General features: G+C 71.1%; 15 protein-coding genes and 1 pseudogene. 3 read left to right on the plus strand and 13 right to left on the minus strand.

From position 1 onward, the window contains the following. From HY68_RS43425 to HY68_RS02965, 12 genes and pseudogenes are all read right to left on the minus strand, one after another. Positions 1 to 225, minus strand: a pseudogene (locus HY68_RS43425) (universal stress protein); the annotation flags it as partial. Positions 226 to 367: 142 nt separating this feature from the next. Continuing rightward, positions 368 to 1,795: a chitinase gene (locus HY68_RS02915; RefSeq protein WP_241778459.1), complete on the minus strand. Its 1,428-nt coding sequence runs from the start codon at positions 1,793 to 1,795 to the stop codon at positions 368 to 370. Between the two features lie 234 nt (positions 1,796 to 2,029). Further along, complete coding sequence (locus HY68_RS02920; RefSeq protein WP_041984084.1) at positions 2,030 to 3,286, minus strand: arsenic transporter; 1,257 nt, start codon at positions 3,284 to 3,286, stop codon at positions 2,030 to 2,032. A 97-nt stretch (positions 3,287 to 3,383) separates the two neighbouring features. Next, positions 3,384 to 4,892 carry an Asp-tRNA(Asn)/Glu-tRNA(Gln) amidotransferase subunit GatB gene (gene gatB, locus HY68_RS02925; RefSeq protein WP_041984086.1) on the minus strand — a complete coding sequence of 503 codons (1,509 nt, stop codon included), beginning with the start codon at positions 4,890 to 4,892 and terminating at the stop codon, positions 3,384 to 3,386. Between the two features lie 84 nt (positions 4,893 to 4,976). Continuing rightward, positions 4,977 to 5,219 (minus strand): hypothetical protein, encoded by a 243-nt coding sequence (locus HY68_RS02930; RefSeq protein ID WP_041984087.1) that lies wholly within the window; start codon positions 5,217 to 5,219, stop codon positions 4,977 to 4,979. Beyond that, positions 5,216 to 6,721 (minus strand): Asp-tRNA(Asn)/Glu-tRNA(Gln) amidotransferase subunit GatA, encoded by a 1,506-nt coding sequence (gatA, locus tag HY68_RS02935; protein ID WP_041984088.1) that lies wholly within the window; start codon positions 6,719 to 6,721, stop codon positions 5,216 to 5,218. The genes HY68_RS02930 and gatA overlap by 4 nt, the downstream gene beginning before the upstream one ends. Positions 6,722 to 6,727: 6 nt before the next feature. Continuing rightward, positions 6,728 to 7,024, minus strand: a complete 297-nt coding sequence (gatC, locus tag HY68_RS02940; RefSeq protein WP_040025077.1) for an Asp-tRNA(Asn)/Glu-tRNA(Gln) amidotransferase subunit GatC — start codon at positions 7,022 to 7,024, stop codon at positions 6,728 to 6,730. Between the two features lie 203 nt (positions 7,025 to 7,227). Further along, a complete protein-coding gene (locus tag HY68_RS02945) occupies positions 7,228 to 9,348 on the minus strand; it encodes a bifunctional diguanylate cyclase/phosphodiesterase (RefSeq protein ID WP_041984089.1) in 2,121 nt (706 codons plus the stop codon). Between the two features lie 241 nt (positions 9,349 to 9,589). Next, positions 9,590 to 11,845: an NAD-dependent DNA ligase LigA gene (gene ligA, locus HY68_RS02950; protein WP_041984090.1), complete on the minus strand. Its 2,256-nt coding sequence runs from the start codon at positions 11,843 to 11,845 to the stop codon at positions 9,590 to 9,592. A 15-nt stretch (positions 11,846 to 11,860) separates the two neighbouring features. After that, positions 11,861 to 12,886 (minus strand): methionine synthase, encoded by a 1,026-nt coding sequence (locus tag HY68_RS02955; RefSeq protein WP_041984091.1) that lies wholly within the window; start codon positions 12,884 to 12,886, stop codon positions 11,861 to 11,863. Beyond that, positions 12,883 to 13,572, minus strand: a complete 690-nt coding sequence (locus tag HY68_RS02960; protein ID WP_041984092.1) for an SDR family oxidoreductase — start codon at positions 13,570 to 13,572, stop codon at positions 12,883 to 12,885. Before HY68_RS02960 ends, HY68_RS02955 begins: the two co-directional genes overlap by 4 nt. A gap of 28 nt (positions 13,573 to 13,600) precedes the next feature. Then, the gene (locus tag HY68_RS02965) at positions 13,601 to 14,140 is read right to left on the minus strand and encodes a TIGR00730 family Rossman fold protein (RefSeq protein ID WP_041984093.1); all 540 of its coding nucleotides are present in this window, start codon (positions 14,138 to 14,140) and stop codon (positions 13,601 to 13,603) included. A gap of 117 nt (positions 14,141 to 14,257) precedes the next feature. Here HY68_RS02965 and HY68_RS02970 point away from each other — a divergent pair, with 117 nt between their 5' ends. After that, positions 14,258 to 14,587, plus strand: coding sequence for a DUF427 domain-containing protein (locus tag HY68_RS02970; protein WP_041984094.1), 330 nt, complete (start codon positions 14,258 to 14,260; stop codon positions 14,585 to 14,587). Between the two features lie 69 nt (positions 14,588 to 14,656). Beyond that, the gene (locus tag HY68_RS02975) at positions 14,657 to 15,442 is read left to right on the plus strand and encodes an alpha/beta hydrolase (RefSeq protein WP_041984096.1); all 786 of its coding nucleotides are present in this window, start codon (positions 14,657 to 14,659) and stop codon (positions 15,440 to 15,442) included. A 52-nt stretch (positions 15,443 to 15,494) separates the two neighbouring features. Here the strand turns inward: HY68_RS02975 and HY68_RS02980 are convergent, their stop codons facing one another. Further along, entirely contained in the window at positions 15,495 to 16,427 is a 933-nt protein-coding gene (locus HY68_RS02980; RefSeq protein WP_041984099.1) for an SDR family oxidoreductase, read from the minus strand. 109 nt (positions 16,428 to 16,536) lie between these two features. On the opposite strand from HY68_RS02980, the gene HY68_RS02985 reads away from it, so the two are divergent. Continuing rightward, a complete protein-coding gene (locus tag HY68_RS02985) occupies positions 16,537 to 17,226 on the plus strand; it encodes a TetR/AcrR family transcriptional regulator (RefSeq protein ID WP_041984102.1) in 690 nt (229 codons plus the stop codon). Positions 17,227 to 17,401 lie beyond the last annotated feature (175 nt).

Below are 17,401 nucleotides of genomic sequence, written 5' to 3' on the forward strand. Positions count from 1 at the left end.
CGCGGCGCCGCTGAGGGCGGCGAGCCGGCCGCCGGGGTCGCGCTCGGGGGTGTGACCCCGGCCGAGCAGCCCGGCGTACGCGTGGTGCGCGGCGGCGGCCACGTCGTCGTCGCTCACGTGCAGGATCACCACGTCGTCGTGCGGGGCCCGGTCGCGTGCCGCGTCGACGCACGCCGTCCACGTCGATTCGGTGATCCAGACCAGAACGGTCGTCCGGTCGTTCATGGGGCAGCCTCCCGTCGGATGTGGAGTGCCCACAGTGCCACGGGCGGGCCCGGCGGTCCGGTGTCCTGACACGCGTGTGGCGGCCCCGGCGGAACACTTCCCGCCGGGGCCGCACACCGTACGCAGGTCAGCCGGCCGGCCGTCAGGCCGGCAGGTGCCACTGCTGGTTGGAGCCGCCGAAGCACTGCCAGATCTGCAGCCGCGTCAGGTTGGCCGTGCTGTTGTCCGTGACGTCCAGGCACTTGCCGGAGCCGGCGTTCACGAGGGTGTTGCCGGTGCCCTTGGTCCACTTCTGCGCCGCTGTGCCGTTGCAGTCGTAGATCTGGACCTTGCTGCCGTCGGCCGTACCGGCGGACGCGACGTCCAGGCACTTGCCGAGCGCCCGCACCGTGCTGTCCGAACCGACCGTCCACGTCTGGGCGTTGGAGCCGTTGCAGTCGTAGAGCTGGACGGCTGTGCCGTTGGCGCTGCTGGCCGCGTTCACGTCCACGCACTTGCCGCCGAGGCCGGTGATCGGTCCCGTGCCGCCGGTGGGGGGCGGTGTGGTGCCGCCGCCGCCCGTGACCCCGTTCATGATGCTGGAGAACTGCCAGGCGCTCTGCGAGGTGCCGCTGCACACGTCGGAGAGCTGGCCGTTGCTCGAACACGCCTTGTCACGGCCGAGCGCCCAGAAGGACAGCTCCTGGATGCCCTTGGACTTGGCGAAGGCGGTGAGGGTGTTGGCGTTCGCCGTGGAGAAGACCTCCGACTGGGTGTCGTTGACCCCGATCATCGGGGTGTTGCCCTCCATCGCCCACAGCTGCGCGTCGGTCTTGGTCGTCCAGATCCGGCCGAGCTGCGCGTGCAGGGCCGTCGCCGCGTCCGTGGCCGCCTTGCCCATGTCCATCGGCGAGCCGTAGTCCATCGTCATCAGGTTGACGAGGTTGACGTTGAGGTTGTTGTTCTTGGCGTTGGTGAGCAGGTCCAGCTGGTCCTGCGGCAGCCCCGAGGGGTCGGTGGCCAGCGTGTACTGCACGTCCAGCTTCTTGCCCGCCGACGCGTACTCCTGCTGGAGCTGGGCGAGCGCCTTGTTGCGGCGGTCGTTGGCCGCGTCGTCCGCGACGGTCCCGCCCTCGATGTCGAAGTCGACCCGGGTCAGGTTGAGCGCGTCGATGACCTTCTTGTACTGGGTCTTCAGCGCGGCGACGGACGAGCAGGAGGCGCCGACCTCGGTGCCGGACGCGCCGCCGAAGGAGACGATGACGTCGCCGCCCGCCGCGCGCAGCGAGTTGACGGCCGAGGTCCAGCCCGCGTCGGTGACCTCGGTGTCGCCGTTGAACTTGGCGTTGCAGCCGCCGGCGTCGATGACGAACGCGAGCGTGAAGTACTTGAGCCCGGTGGCGTTACGGGCGTTGGTCAGCGCCTGGGGCGACGCCCAGGTCTCCGCGTAGGGCGCGGCGTACTGGGCGGGGAAGCCGGGTCCCGGGTTGGCCGCGGCGCTTGCGCTGCTGCCGGTGGCGACGACCGCGGTGGCGGCCATGGCGAGCACGGCGGGCGCGACGGCCAAGGCTCTCTTACAGGCTTTGAACACAGGAGCACTCCTGTCATGGGCGCATCAAATGCACAGATGTGGGGGTGAAGCGCAGGCAAATGCCTTTGGAGCGGGGTGTGACAGCGAAAGCAGAGAGGAGAACGCGACCTGCGTGTTCATATGGCGGAACGAAGCTTGTCCACATGAACCCGCTGGCGTTGAAAAGTAGTAAAGGACTAGACCAACGTCGCGGTCAATCCCCTGCGCACGTTTACTTGTTGGACGGTTAAGAAATCAACTTCCGATGACCTTCAGCGCCGCCCAGAGCGCCACCGTGGAGACGGCGAGCGTGGCCGGAACGGTCACCAGACCCAGCCGGGTGAACTGTCCGAGCTTCGGTGCCGTGTCGTGTTCGTGCAGGATGCGCCGCCACAGCAGGGTCGCCAGCGAGCCCACGTAGGTCAGGTTCGGACCGAGGTTGACGCCGATCAGCGCGGCCAGCACCGGACCCGGGCCCATCGGGCCCGCCACCGGCAGCAGCGCGAGGATCGCGGGCAGGTTGTTGATCGCGTTGGCCAGTACGGCGGCGACGGCGGCGACGGCCAGCAGCGCGGGCAACGAGGAGCCCGCGGGCAGCACATGGCCGATTCCCGTCCCCAGCCCGTTGTCGACGACGGCCTTGACGACCACACCGAGCGCGATCACGAACAGGCAGAACAGCGGCGAGGCGGCGCGGACCAGACCGGTGACGGTCGTCCGCCGCTGCCGCAGCGCGCGGACGGCCAGGACGAGCGCCCCGGCGAGCGCGGCCCACGCGGGATTCACCCCGGCGAACGACGTGACGGCGAATCCGGCCAGCGTCAGCCCCAGCACCACCAGCGTGAACACCGGCAGTTCGCGCTCCGCGGCGGCCCGTGGCGCGTGCGCGCCGGCCGCCAGGTCGGTGGCGAACCAGCGTCGGAAGACGGCGTACTCGACGGCGATAGCCGCCAGCCACGGCACCGCCATCAGCGCGGCGAACCGGGTGAAGGACAGGCCGCTCGCGGTGAACGCCAGCAGATTGGTCAGGTTCGAGACCGGCAGCAGCAGGGAGGCGGAGTTGGCGAGATGCGTACAGGCGTAGACATGCGGCCGGGGACGGGCGCCGACCCGGGCGGCGGTCGCGAACACCACCGGGGTGAGCAGCACGACCGTCGCGTCCAGACTCAGTACGGCCGTGGTGACGGCGGCGACGGCGAACACCCCGCCGAGCAGCCGCTGCGGCCGGCCGCCGCAGGCCCGCGCGACGAGATCACCGGCCGCGGAGAACAGCCCCTCCTCGTCGCAGAGCTGGGACAGCACCAGCACGGCGGCGAGGAAGCCCACCACGGGAAGCAGCGTGCGGGTCTGCTCCCAGGCGTCGGCGGGCGACACCGCGCCGAACGCGATGAGCAGCGCCCCTGCCGGTACGGCGGCGACGGCTTCCGGCCATCCTCGCGGCCGTACGACGGCGAAGGCCAGCACCCCGAGCAGCAGCCCGACGGAGACGATTTCGGCGGTGACGGTGTTCACGAACTCTCCGAGGGACGGTCAGGCTCTCCGGGGGGACGGCCAAGGGCGGCGCACCACCCGGTGCACCGCCCCTACTGTCGCCTACCGACCGGCGAGGTCAGCCCTCGACTCCCAGCTTCTGCAGAATCAGCTCGCGCACCCGCGCCGCGTCCGCCTGTCCCCTGGTGGCCTTCATGACGGCGCCGACGAGCGCGCCGGCCGCGGCGACCTTGCCGCCGCGGATCTTGTCGGCGACGGCCGCGTTGCCCGCGATGGCCTCGTCCACGGCTGCGCCGAGCGCGCCGTCGTCGGAGACGACCTTGAGACCGCGCTTCTCGACGACGGTGTCCGGGTCGCCCTCACCTGCGAGCACCCCGTCGATCACCTGGCGGGCCAGCTTGTCGTTGAGATCGCCGGAAGCGACGAGCGTGGCCACCCGGGCGACCTGCTCCGGGGTGATCGGCAGCTCGCCGAGGTCCCGGCCCGTCTCGTTGGCGTTACGGGCCAGCTCGCCCATCCACCACTTGCGGGCCTGGTCGGCCGGGGCGCCCGCGTCGATCGTGGCGACGATCGTGTCGATGGCGCCCGCGTTCAGGATCGACTGCATGTCGTGCTCGGAGACGCCCCACTCCTCCCGCAGCCGGGTGCGGCGCACGCGCGGCAGCTCGGGCAGCCCGGCGCGCAGCTCCTCGACCCAGGTGCGGGCCGGCGCGACCGGCACCAGGTCGGGCTCGGGGAAGTACCGGTAGTCCTCGGCTTCTTCCTTGATCCGGCCGGACGTCGTGGAGCCGTCCTCCTCGTGGAAGTGCCGGGTCTCCTGGAGGATCGTGCCGCCGGAGTTCAGCACGGCGGCGTGCCGCTGGATCTCGAAGCGGGCGGCGCGCTCGACGCTGCGCAGCGAGTTGACGTTCTTCGTCTCGGAGCGGGTGCCGAACTTCTCGCGGCCGTGCGGACGCAGCGACAGGTTCACGTCGCACCGCATCTGGCCCATCTCCATCCGGGCGTCGGAGACGCCGAGCGCCTTGATCAGCTCCCGCAGCTCGGCGACGTACGCCTTGGCGACCTCGGGGGCGCGCTCACCGGCGCCCTCGATGGGCTTGGTGACGATCTCGATGAGCGGGATCCCGGCGCGGTTGTAGTCGAGCAGCGAGTGCGAAGCGCCGTGGATACGGCCGGTGGCGCCGCCGACATGCAGCGACTTGCCGGTGTCCTCCTCCATGTGGGCGCGCTCGATCTGCACCCGGAAGGTCTCGCCGTCGTCCAGCTGGACGTCCAGATAGCCGTTGAAGGCGATCGGCTCGTCGTACTGGGAGGTCTGGAAGTTCTTCGGCATGTCCGGGTAGAAGTAGTTCTTCCGCGCGAACCGGCACCACTCGGCGATCTCGCAGTTCAGCGCGAGCCCGATCTTGACGGCCGACTCCACCCCGATCTCGTTGACGACCGGCAGCGCGCCGGGCATGCCGAGACAGGTGGGGCAGGTCTGCGAGTTGGGCTCGGCGCCCAGCTCGGTCGAACAACCGCAGAACATCTTGGTCCTGGTGCCGAGCTCGACATGGACCTCAAGGCCCATGACGGGGTCGTAGGTCGCAAGGGCCTCCCCGTACGGCACCAGATCGATGACGCTCACAGGAAACACAACTCCTTCATCGCTACTCACATCGGGGAGGTGCGCCGGGCACCCGCGCTGCGGCGGGCGCCCGGTGCGGTCGGCTCAGCCGAACAGGACGTCGTCGTCGCCGATGCGCTTCAGCTCGCGGTAGAGGATCGCGAGTCCGGTGACGATCGAGACGGCCGAGACCGCCGCGTCGACCAGCCGGAGCTTGTCGTCCTCGGTGCGGGCCCGCTTGACCTGCTTGATGACGCTGAGCGCGCCGAAAGCAGTGGTGGCCATCGACAGATACGTCCCTGACTTGGACTTTTTGAAGCCCTTGGCCTTGCTCAATGCACTACTCATAGTGACGGTGCCTCCTCCAGCAGCGGGTGTCCCCACCTTTCCACGAAGGCCGCCTCGACAGCGGCTCCGACCCTGTACAGCCGGTCGTCCTTCATGGCGGGGGCGATGATCTGCAGTCCGACCGGCAGTCCGTCCTCCGGGGCGAGCCCGCAGGGCAGGGACATGGCGGCGTTGCCCGCCAGGTTGGTCGGGATGGTGCACAGGTCCGCGAGATACATCGCCATCGGGTCGTCGGCGCGCTCGCCGATCGGGAAGGCGGTGGTCGGGGTCGTCGGGGAGACGATCACGTCGACCTGCTCGAACGCCTTCTCGAAGTCCCGGGTGATCAGCGTGCGGACCTTCTGTGCCGAGCCGTAGTACGCGTCGTAGTAGCCGGAGCTGAGCGCGTACGTGCCGAGCATGATGCGGCGCTTGACCTCGTCGCCGAAGCCCGCCTCGCGGGTCAGGGCCGTGACGTCCTCGGCCGAGCGCGTGCCGTCGTCGCCGACCCGCAGCCCGTAGCGCATGGCGTCGAACCGGGCGAGGTTGGACGAGCACTCGGACGGCGCGATCAGGTAGTACGCCGAAAGGGCCAGGTCGAAGGAGGGGCAGTCGAGCTGGACGATCGTGGCGCCCAGCTCCCGCAGCAGCTCGACCGACTCGTTGAAGCGCTGGACGACACCCGCCTGGTAGCCCTCGCCGGCGAACTGCTTGACGACGCCGACGCGCATCCCGGCGACCGAGCCGTTGCGCGCCGCCTCGACGACCGGCGGGACCGGCGCGTCGATGGAGGTCGAGTCGAGCGGGTCGTGTCCCGCGATCGCCTCGTGCAGCAGGGCGGCGTCCAGGACCGTACGGGCACAGGGCCCGCCCTGGTCGAGGGAGGAGGAGAACGCGACCATGCCGTAGCGGGAGACCCCGCCGTACGTCGGCTTGACGCCGACGGTGCCGGTGACGGCGGCCGGCTGGCGGATGGAACCGCCGGTGTCCGTGCCGATGGCCAGCGGCGCCTGGTAGGAGGCGAGCGAGGCGGACGAGCCGCCGCCCGAGCCGCCGGGGATCCGGGTGAGGTCCCACGGGTTGCCGGTGGGACCGTACGCGCTGTTCTCCGTCGACGACCCCATGGCGAACTCGTCCATGTTGGTCTTGCCGAGGATGACGACCCCCGCGGCCTTGAGCCGCTTGGTGACCGTCGCGTCGTACGGCGGGATCCAGCCTTCGAGGATCTTGGAGCCGACGGTCGTCGGGATGCCCTCGGTGGTGAAGATGTCCTTGAGCGCGAGCGGCACGCCGGCCAGCGGGCCCAGCTCCTCGCCCGCCGCCCGCTTCGCGTCCACGGCGCGCGCCTGCGCCAGCGCGCCCTCACGGTCGACGTGCAGGAAGGCGTGGACCTTCTCGTCGACCGCCTCGATCCTGGCCAGATGGGCCTCGGTGACCTCGACGGCCGTGAGCTCGCCGGCGGCGATCTTCGCCGCGATCTCGGCGGCGGTGAGCGTGATGATGTCCGACTTGATGTCCGTCATGGCTTTTTAGTCCTCCCCCAGGATCTGCGGCACCTTGAAACGCTGCTGCTCCTGGGCAGGGGCGCCGGAGAGCGCCTGCGCGGGGGTGAGCGACGGGCGGACCTCGTCCGCGCGCATGACATTGGTCAGCGGCAGCGGGTGGGAGGTCGGCGGTACGTCTTGGTCGGCTACCTCGGATACGCGGGCGACCGCGCCGATGATGTCGTCGAGCTGTCCGGCGAAGTGTTCAAGCTCTTCGTCCTGCAGCTCCAGACGCGCCAGCCGGGCGAGGTGGGCGACCTCCTCGCGCGTGATGCCAGGCATGCAACGATCCTCAAGGGTGAGTGTGGCGGGTGTACGGATACGAATAAGGCGACGGAAGGAACGGGAGACCCGCCCAATCCTATGGGGCGCGCGTACCTGCCCGCGAAACCCTTTGTCCCGTACGGGTACGGGACGCACCGATCGCCCTGCGGTATGCGGCCTTCTGTAGCCTTTCGGGCGCTTTCGTCCGGGCGTCCGGACCGCTACTGGATCACCGGACCGGGCAGCTCGCGGCGCCTCGCCGCCTCCAGCTCCGCCGGGCGGCGCCAGCCGCGCTCGCCCCTGGCCCGCAGCCACGCCGTCGTCTCGTGCGGCGGCATCGCGGCCGCCACCAGCCAGCCCTGGACCGCGTCGCAGCCGAGGTCGCGCAGCCGCTCCCAGGTCTCGTCGTCCTCGACGCCCTCGGCGACGACGACCAGGCCGAGCGAGTGCGCCAGGTCCACCGTGCAGCGGACGATCTCGGCGTCCTCGTTGTCGACGGCGAGCTTGGCCACGAAGGACCGGTCGATCTTCAGCTCGCTCACCGGCAGCCGGCGCAGATGCACCAGGGACGAGTAGCCCGTGCCGAAGTCGTCGAGGGACATCTTCACGCCGTGTCCGGTCAGCCCCGCGAGGGTGTCGGCGGCCCGCTGCGGGTCCTCCAGCAGCACATGCTCGGTGATCTCCAGCTGGAGCGCGGCCGGCGGTACGCCGTGCCGGGCGAGCCGGGCCGCGACGGCGCCGGCGAAGCCCGGTGTGTGCACGTCGCGCGGGGACACGTTCACCGCGACCGGCACCATCAGCCCCTGGGCCCGCCAGCGGGCGACCTGGGCGAGGGCGGTCTCCAGCACGTACTCGGTGAGGTACGGCATGAGCCCGGAGGACTCGGCGATGGCGATGAACTCGTCGGGCGGTACCTGGCCGCGCTCCGGGTGCACCCAGCGGACCAGCGCCTCAAGTCCGGCCACCTGCCCGTCGAAGCGGACCTTGGGCTGGTAGTGCAGCTCCACCTCGCCCGCGTCCAGCGCGCGCCGCAGATCGCCCAGCAGCCCCAGCCGGTCGGGGGTGTTGGAGTCCCGCTTGGACTCGTAGACCTCGACCCCCGTACGGTCCCGCTTCGCCTGGTACATCGCGACGTCGGCGCGGCGCAGCAAGCCTTCGGCGTCCAGCGCGTGTTCGGGGTAGACGGCGACGCCCGCGCTGGCCTCCAGGACCAGGGTGAGGCCGTCGAGGTCGAGCTGTGAGGAGAGTTCGGCGACGAGATGGCGGGCGACGCGCTGCGCGCTCGTGGTCGAGTCGCAGGTCGGCAGCAGGACGGCGAACTCGTCGCCGCCGAGCCGCGCCGCCTCGGCGCCGCGCGGCAGCGCGAGCTTGAGCCGGTCGGCGATCTGCAACAGCAGCCGGTCGCCCGCGAGATGGCCGAGCGTGTCGTTGACCGAGCGGAACCGGTCGAGGTCGATCAGGACCAGGGCCGAGCGGGCACCGATGGACTCCGCGTGCTCCAGCGCCGACCAGGTGCGCTCCAGCAGCCACTGCCGGTTGGGCAGTCCGGTCAGCGGGTCACGCAACTGCTCCTCGGCGCGCGCCCTGGCGATCCAGAGCGTGGAGTCGAGGGCGATCAGCGGTATGGCGAAGAGCGGCAGCAGGACCGGGGTGGACACGGCGACGACGCATATCAGCGGGGCTATGCCGAGCAGCGCGACGGCGATGAGCCCCTGCCGCAGCAGGGCGGTACGGGCGACGGTCGGCAGGCCTGCGCCCTGCGGGGCCAGCGCGTACCACAACAGCAGCCGGGTGACGAGGAGATGGGCAGCGGCGGCGAGGACGATCTCCGGTACGGCGCCGATGCCCCAGTCGAGCGGCTGCCAGGGCGCCTCGACGGTGGGCACGTCGCCGAAGAGCAGCAGGACGAGAGCGGCGGCGCCGATGCCGACGATGTCCGCCGCTCCGTGCAGCACGCCCTGGCGCCAGCGGTGTTTGCGGCAGACGCCGACGAGGACGACGACGGCGAAGCTGACGAGTCCGGCCGGCACCCAGCCGTACAGCAGCAGGACCGCGAGGGTGAGGGCGGCGCCGGATCCGGTGCCGCCCCACCAGCGGTCGCGGCCGAGCGCGACGAGATGGCCGACGATGACCGCGGTGAGGACGGCGATCGCCCAGCCCGTACCGCCGCCGGGAAAGAGCGCACGGCCGTCCCGCAGCGCGAGGCCAAGACCGGTCACCAGCGCGACCGCGGCGAGTCCCACCACCAGGACGGGCATCGCGGCCACAAGGGTCGCGACGCTCGCAAATCGCGCGAATCCGCGCGGGGGTGGGACCGGGGCGGCGCTCTCGGTCGGTTTCATTCCCGTCCCTCTCACAGCCGGCGGAGCCAGTGCCACGTGATGGCACGTCGTCATGCCATCACGACTGGCATCCCGACCACTCAGCCGTGTACGACAGGCGCACGACTCAACAGTAGGCCGCCGAACGCCCCAACGGGCAGCGCTCGTCGGCGGTTGCCCGAATGCGACCCGCCCGTCCCTATCCATCTGATATGCGCCGAACGGGCGAGCTTGGCGCCCGCTCCCCCGCCGGTGCGCCACGCTACTCGCCGGTGCTCGGCCCGGAGGCATCTTCGGCCGTTTCCGCCGGAGACTCCCCCGGCGGCTCCGCCTCCGCGCCCTCCGCCACCAACGCCACTGCCCTGGCCGCCTCTTGGCCGTCCGCGAGCAGGACAGTGAAGCCCTGTTCGTCGAGGACAGGGACCTTCAGCTGGATCGCCTTGTCGTGCTTGGAGCCGGGGTTCTCACCGACCACCACGAAGGCGGTCTTCTTCGAGACGGCCCCCGCGACCTTGGCGCCACGGCTCTGCAGCGCCTCCTTCGCGCCGTCGCGGGTGAATCCCTCCAGCGTGCCGGTCACGACGACGGTCAGCCCGGCGAGCGGGCGCGGGCCCTCGTCCGCGCCGCTGCCCTCCTCCTCCATCCGCACGCCGGCCGCCCGCCACTTGCGCAGGATCTCGCGGTGCCAGTCGACCTCGAACCACTGCTTGAGCGACGCAGCGATGGTCGGCCCGACGCCTTCGACGGCGGCCAGCTCCTCCTCCGTCGCCTGCTCGATCCGCTCGACGGAGCGGAACTCCCTGGCCAGTGCCTCGGCGGCGACGGGTCCCACATGCCGGATGGAGAGCCCGGCCAGGATCCGGGCGAGCGGCCGGTTCTTGGCAGCGGCGATGTGCTCCAGCATCGCGAGCGCGTTCTTCTTCGGCTTGCCCTCCTGGTTGGCGAAGACCGTGACGATCTTCTCCTCGCCGGTCTCCGGGTCCCGCTTGGGCAGCCCGCTGTCCTGGTCGAGGACGTACGCCTTGATGGGGAGCAGCTTCTCCTCGGTCAGGTCGAAGAGATCGCCCTCGTCCAGCAGGGGCGGGGTCGACGGCTCCAGCGGCTTGGTGAGCGCCGCCGCCGCCACATAGCCGAAGTTCTCGATGTCCAGGCACTTGCGGCCGGCGAGATAGAACAGCCGCTCACGCAACTGGGCCGGGCACGACTGCCCGTTGGGGCAGCGGAGGTCGATGTCGCCCTCCTTCATCGGGCGCAGTGCGGTCCCACACTCGGGGCACTCGGCGGGCATCACGAACTCCCGCGCGTCCTTGGGCCGCAGGCCCATCACCGGGCCCAGGATCTCGGGGATCACGTCGCCGGCCTTGCGCAGCACCACCGTGTCCCCGATGAGGACGCCCTTGGACTTCACCACGTCCTGGTTGTGCAGGGTGGCGAACTCGACTTCCGACCCGGCGACGGTGACGGGCTCCACGACCGCGTACGGCGTGACCCTGCCGGTGCGGCCGACGCCGACCCGGATGTCGACCAGCTTGGTGTTGACCTCCTCGGGCGGGTACTTCCAGGCGATGGCCCAGCGCGGGGCGCGCGAGGTGGAGCCGAGCCGGCCCTGGAGCGGGATCTCGTCCAGCTTGACGACCACACCGTCGATCTCGTGCACCACCGAGTGCCGGTGCTCGCCGTAGTAGGCGATGAATTCCCGCACACCCTCGATGGAGTCGACCACTCTGTTGTGCTCGCCGGTGGGCAGGCCCCATTCGCGCAGCAGCTCGTACGCGTGCGACAGGCAGTCGATGTCGAAGCCCTCACGGGCACCGATGCCGTGCACCACCATGTGCAGCGGCAGCGTGGCGGTGACCCGGGGGTCCTTCTGGCGCAGCGATCCCGAGGCGGAGTTGCGCGGGTTGGCGTACGGCTTCTCGCCCGCCTCGACGCGTCGCGCGTTGAGGTCCTGGAAGGCCTCCATCGGGAAGAAGACTTCGCCGCGGATCTCCACCAGGGCGGGGATCCGCTTGCCCTTGAGGCGGTGCGGGATCTCGGCGATCGTGCGGACGTTGGGCGTGATGTCCTCGCCGACGCGGCCGGTGCCACGCGTGGCCGCGCGGGTCAGCACCCCGTTCTCGTACGTCAGGTTGACGGCGAGGCCGTCGATCTTCAGCTCGCACAGGAAGTGGTAGTCGGGGGTGCCGACGTCCTTGGCGAGCCGGTCGGCCCAGGCCGTCAGCTCCGCGTCGTCGAACGCGTTGTCCAGGGAGAGCATCCGCTCGCGGTGCTCGACCTTGACCAGTTCCGTCTCGTAGTCGACGGAGACCTTCTGGGTCGGCGAGTCGGGGGTGCGCAGCTCGGGATGGCGCTCCTCCAGCTCCTCCAGCGACCGCAGGAGTTCGTCGAACTCCCGGTCGGTGATGACGGGCTGGTCCTCGGCGTAGTACCGGTAGCGGTGCTCGTCGATCTCCTCGGCGATCCGGGCGTGCTCCTCCCGCGCCTGCGCGGGCACTGCCGTCTGCTGTTCGCCAGCCACCGTTTCGTCCTCCCGTTACTCAGGGTTGTCCGCGAGGGATCTCGCCGCCCGGACGCAGTGGGCGAGCGCCTCCCGTGCGTACCCGGGTGAAGCGCCCGCGAGACCGCACGACGGGGTGAGCACCACGGACCCGGCGAGAGTCCCCGGCGCCAGCCCCAGCCTGCGCCACAGCGTTCTGACACCCATGACGCTACCGGCAGGGTCTGACAATGGGCTGTCGGTGCCGGGCACGACTCCGGCGAAGAGTTGGGTGCCGCCCTCGACCGCCTCGCCGATCGTGTCTTCGTCACGCTCGGTGAGGAGATCGAAATCGAACGAGATGCCGGCCGCGCCCGCCCGCCTCAGCAGCGCGAACGGCACGTCCGGCGCGCAGGAGTGCACCACGGCCGCGCCCGGCGTCAGCGCGGTCACCTGGCGCAGCGCGTCCTCGACCACCTGCCGGTCCACCGCCCGGTAGGTGCGGTAGCCGCTGGCGGACCTGACATGGCCGCGCAGCACGGCGGTGAGCGAAGGCTCGTCCAGCTGCAGCACCGGTACGGCGCCGGGAATCCGGCGGCGCACCTCGGCCAGATGCGCGGTGAGCCCCTCCACCAGCGATCCGGTCAGGTCCCGGCAGGCGCCCGGGTCGCTGAGCGCCGATTCGCCGCCCCGCAGCTCCAGCGAGGCCGCCAGCGTCCAGGGCCCGACGGCCTGGATCTTGACCGGTCCGGTGTAGCCCTGGGTGAACTCCTCCAGCGCGTCCAGATCCTCCCCCAGCCAGGACCAGGCGCGTTTGGTGTCGCGGCCGGGCCGGTCGCCGATGCGCCAGCCGCTGGGCTCCACGCGCGCGTAGACCTCGACGAGCATGCCCGCGGTCCTGCCGATCATGTCGGCTCCCGGGCCGCGGGCCGGCAGCTCCGCCAGATAGGGGAACGTCTCGAAGGTGCCGGTGACCGCCTTGGCCGTCTCCCGCGCGTCGCCGCCGGGCATCGAACCGACGCCGGTGGCAGGACCCCAGTTCACCCGGCTCGCGGTCCCGTCGCCCGCCGCCGCGTCGCTCATCGGCCGGGCCGTACGGTCACGTCGTCCACCTGCGCGTCGCGCGGCAGGTCGAGCGCGGCGATCAGCATCGTCGCCACGGAGCCCGGGTCGATGAACCGGTCAGCCACGTACTCCTTGCCCTCCTGCTGGTGGACCTTGACCTGCATGGGGCTGGCCGTCCTGCCGGGATAGACGGAGGTCACCCGGACCCCGTTCGGCTTCTCCTCCTGGCGCAGCGCGTCGGCCAGGGCCTTCAGTCCGTGCTTGGACGCGGCGTACGCGCCCCACTCGGCGTTCGCGCTCAGGCCGGCCCCCGAGTTGACGAACACCACCTGGCCACGGGCGGCCCGCAGCTGCGGCAGGAAGAGCCGGGTCAGCTCGGCCGGTGCGACCAGGTTCACGTTGAGCTGGCCGTGCCAGACCTTGGGCGTCAGTTCGCCGACCGGGCCGAGGTCGACCACCCCGGCGATGTGCAGGAGCGAGTCCAGGTGGTCGGGGAGCGTCTGCTGCCCCAGCGCCCAGGCCAGCCGGTCGGGCTGGCCGAGATCGCCGACCAGCGTGCCCGCGCCCGGGTAGAGGGAGCTGAGTTCCTTGGCGCGGCCGATGTCGCGTGCGAGCAGCAGCAGGTCGTCGCCGCGTTCGTGCAGCCGGCGCGCGACAGCGGCGCCGATGCCCGAGCCGGCGCCGGTGATCAGATGGGTAGCCATGGCGTCATCGTCGCATCACCCGGGAGCCTCACCGCACGCCGGCGGACTCCTCCAGGTAGGCGAGGGCGCCCACACCGTCCTCGGCGAAGAAGACCAGCTCGGTGAGGGGCAGCGGCAGGAAGCCCTCGGCGTCCATGCGCTGGAACTGCTCCTTGAGCCCGTCGTAGAAACCGGCCGTGTTGAGCAGCACGACGGGCTTGGTGTGCAGACCGTGCTTCTTCAGCTCCAGGATCTCGGTCGCCTCGTCCAGGGTGCCGGTGCCGCCCACCATGATCACGACCGCGTCCGACTTGGCGAGCAGCAGCGCCTTGCGCTCGGCGAGGTCCTTGGCGACCACCATCTCGTCGGCCTCCGGCCGGACCACGGCGGAGAGGAAGTCCACCGAGACCCCGACCAGCCGGCCGCCCGCCCGCTCCACACCGTCAGCGACGACCTTCATCAGACCGCTGTCGGAGCCGCCCCAGACGAGGGTGTGGCCGCCCTTGCCGATCAGCTCGGCGAATTCACGGGCGGGCCGGGTGTAGCGCTCGTCGAGGTCGGCGGCGGAGAGGAAGACACAGATGTTCATGCGGTCAACGGTAGAGGCAGGGAAGAGAGCGAAGCCGGCCGGTGCTGTCGTAAGAGAGAGGTACGGACAACAGAGGTACGGGTCACACCGACAGAGCCGTCGAAGGGACGCAACGACATGGCCACCGGGCACACCATCACCGTCGAAGAGGGCACCGAGCACGTACGCGCCGTACGGGACGGGCAGGTGCTCGCCGAGAGCCGCCGGCCGCTCGTACTGCGCGAGACCGGCTGTCCCGTCCGCTACTACCTGCCGCCGGAGGACGTACGCGTCGAGCTGCTGACGCCGTCGGACACCACGACGCACTGCCCCTTCAAGGGCGACGCCTCCTACTGGTCGCTGCCGGACGCACCGGACCTGGTCTGGGCATATCCCACGCCGAAGGCGGAAGTCGCGCAGGTCAAGGGGCACTTCTGCTTCTACGACACGGAGCTGCTGCCGGACTGAGCGCCGGTGCGGCGAAGAATTTTCCGGGCCCGGCGATGAGTTTCGCCGGGCCCGCCCGTCTGCACTTCCATGGACACCTCGCACAAGGTGAAGTCTCCGGACGGCACCGTCATCGCCTACCGGCGCTCGGGCCAGGGACCGCCGGTCGTTCTCGTGGTCGGCGCGCTCTGTACGGCGGAGTCGGGGGCGCCCCTCGCGGCGCTGCTGGCGCCGCGCTTCGACGTCATCACGTACGACCGGCGCGGCCGCGGCGCGAGCGGTGACACCGCGCCGTACGAGGTACGGCGCGAGGTCGAGGACCTGGCGGCGCTGATCGCCGAGGCCGGCGGCAGCGCTTCCGTGTACGGGATGTCGTCGGGCGCGGCGCTGGCGCTGGAAGCGGCCGCCGCGGGGGTGGAGATAAACCAGCTGGCGCTGTACGAGCCTCCGTACCTGCTCGACCCGGCCGGCGTGCCGGCGAGCGCCGCCTACACGGGACAGCTCGGCGTGCTGCTCTCGCAGGGGCGGCGGGACGAGGCCGTGGAGCTGTTCATGTCGCTGACCGGCATGGACCCCGCGATGATCGCAGCCATGCGCCGGTCGCCCGGCTGGTCCGCGCTGGCGGCCGTCGCTCCCACGCTCGCGTACGACGACGCGATGCTGGGCTCGGGGCTGATCCCCACCGAACGGCTCGCCACGATCGGGACCCGGTCGATGGTGGTGGACGGCGGCGCGAGTCCGGCGTTCCTGCGCGACGCCTCGCGCGCGGTGGCCGAGGCGCTGCCGCGCGGCCGTCATCGCACCCTGACCGGGCAGACCCACGACGTGGCGCCGCACGTACTGGCGCCGGTGCTGGCGGACTTCTTCGCGGGCTGAGCGCAGGAGGGAGCCCGGGGCTGAGCTGGGTCCTGGCCAGGTCCGACCCCGCTCAGCGCACGGCGGCGGGCAGGGTCACGCCGGTCAGCCGCTCCGCCTCGCTCCACAGCCGGGCGTTGACCTCGGTGTCGCGCGCCCTGCGGGTGGTACGCGCGGGCGCCGCAGGGCCGACGAGACCGAAGCGCCCGCCGGGGCCGTAGTAACCGGCGGCGACGGCGTCCGGGCTGGTCGCCGCGTACAGCAGCGGCTCGGCGCCCTGCTCGACGCCCTGCGAGGGCAGGATGTCGAACCGGTTCATCAGCGAGTACGTGAAGGACGGCTTGCCGGTGCCGAGGCTCGCCCCTGCCGTCTGCAGGTTGGTCTTCGTGTAGCCGGGGTGGGCGGCGGTGCTCAGCAGCGGCCAGCCGCGCTCGGCGGCGACAACGGCGAGCTGACGGGTCAGGATCAGGTCGGCGAGCTTCGACTGGGCGTAGGAGCGGACCGCGCTGTAGCGGCGGCTCTCCCACTGCAGATCCTGGAAGTCGATCGTGCCGTAGTTGGCGGTGCCGCTGGTCATGGTGGCCACCCGGGGCGCGTCCGCCGCGAGCAGCAGCGGCAGGAGCCTGAGCGTCAGGGCGAACGGGCCGAGGAAGTTGCTGCCCATCTGGAGCTCGAAGCCGTCGGCGGTGGCGATCCGGCTCGGCGGCGACATCACGCCGGCGTTGTTGACCAGCAGGTCGAGCGGTGTCCCCTCGGCGATGAGCCCGTCGGCGAACTCCCGTACGGAGTCCAGCTCCGCGAGGTCGATCCTGCGCACGTCGAGCCGTGCGTCCGGATGCGCGGCGAGGATCTCGGCGCGTGCCTGCTCGCCCTTGGCGACCGTACGGACGGCGAGCACGACGCGCGCCCCCGCGCCTGCGAGGCGCTTCGCCGCCTCCTTGCCCGTACCGCTGTTGGCGCCCGTGACGACGGCGAGCCTGCCGTGCTGGTCGGGAACGGTGTACATGAGGGCCCCTTCGGTCGTCCGGCAGATAGGAGACCGCCGGTCTGTTGTCTTCGAAGGTAACAGACCGACGGTCCGATAACAACAGACCGCAGGTCTGTACGATGGGGCGATGACGAGCTTCCAGCGCGCCCGCAGCGAGGAGCAGCGCGCCGTGCGCAGACAGGCGATCCTCGACACGGCGGCGGCGATGCTCACGGAGATGCCGGTGGCCCAGCTCAGCCTCAACGAGCTGAGCCGGCGCGTGGGACTGGCGAAGTCGAACGTGCTGCGCTACTTCGAGTCGCGCGAGGCCGTCCTGCTGGACCTGATGAACGAGGCGACGCGCACCTGGCTGGACGGCTTCGAGGCCGAGGTCGCCACCGCTGTCGACGCGAAGGCCGAACCGTACGAGCGCGCCGACCAGTTGGCGGCGGCGCTGGCCGCCTCACTGGCGGAGCATCCGGTGCTGTGCGATCTGATCGGCGCGCAGGCGTCGGTACTTGAGCGGAACGTGTCACCCGAGGCGACGGCGGAATACAAGCGCGCGGCCGTCGCGAACGTGCTGGATCTGGTGCGGCTGGTCGGCCGGCTGCTGCCCGAACTCGACGAGGCGGACGCGACGCGCTTCACCACCGCGGCCGTGATGATGACCGGGGCCGTGTGGTCGCACGCGCATCCGTCGGCCGCCGTGCTGACGGTCTACGAGCGCGACGCCGAACTGGGCGCCCTGCGCATGGACTTCACGGCCACCCTCACCGACGTGTGCCAGACCCTGCTGTCAGGGCTGCTCGTACGCGCCACGCGCCGCGCCACCGCCTGAACGCGACGCCCTCGGTCCGGCGCCCGGCTTTTCCGGCTGCCGGGAAGGCGGTTTTCGGCCAACCACCGCCGGTGTCAGGACTGTTCGTACGCGGCGCTCGCCGCATCGGTGTCGGCCGAGGCGCCGCGCGCCGCCGGCAGTTCCGCGCCTGCGCCCGCGCTCGCAGCCGCACCCG

Origin of the sequence: Streptomyces sp. AcH 505 (assembly GCF_000818175.1) — a bacterium.
Lineage (GTDB): Bacteria > Actinomycetota > Actinomycetes > Streptomycetales > Streptomycetaceae > Streptomyces.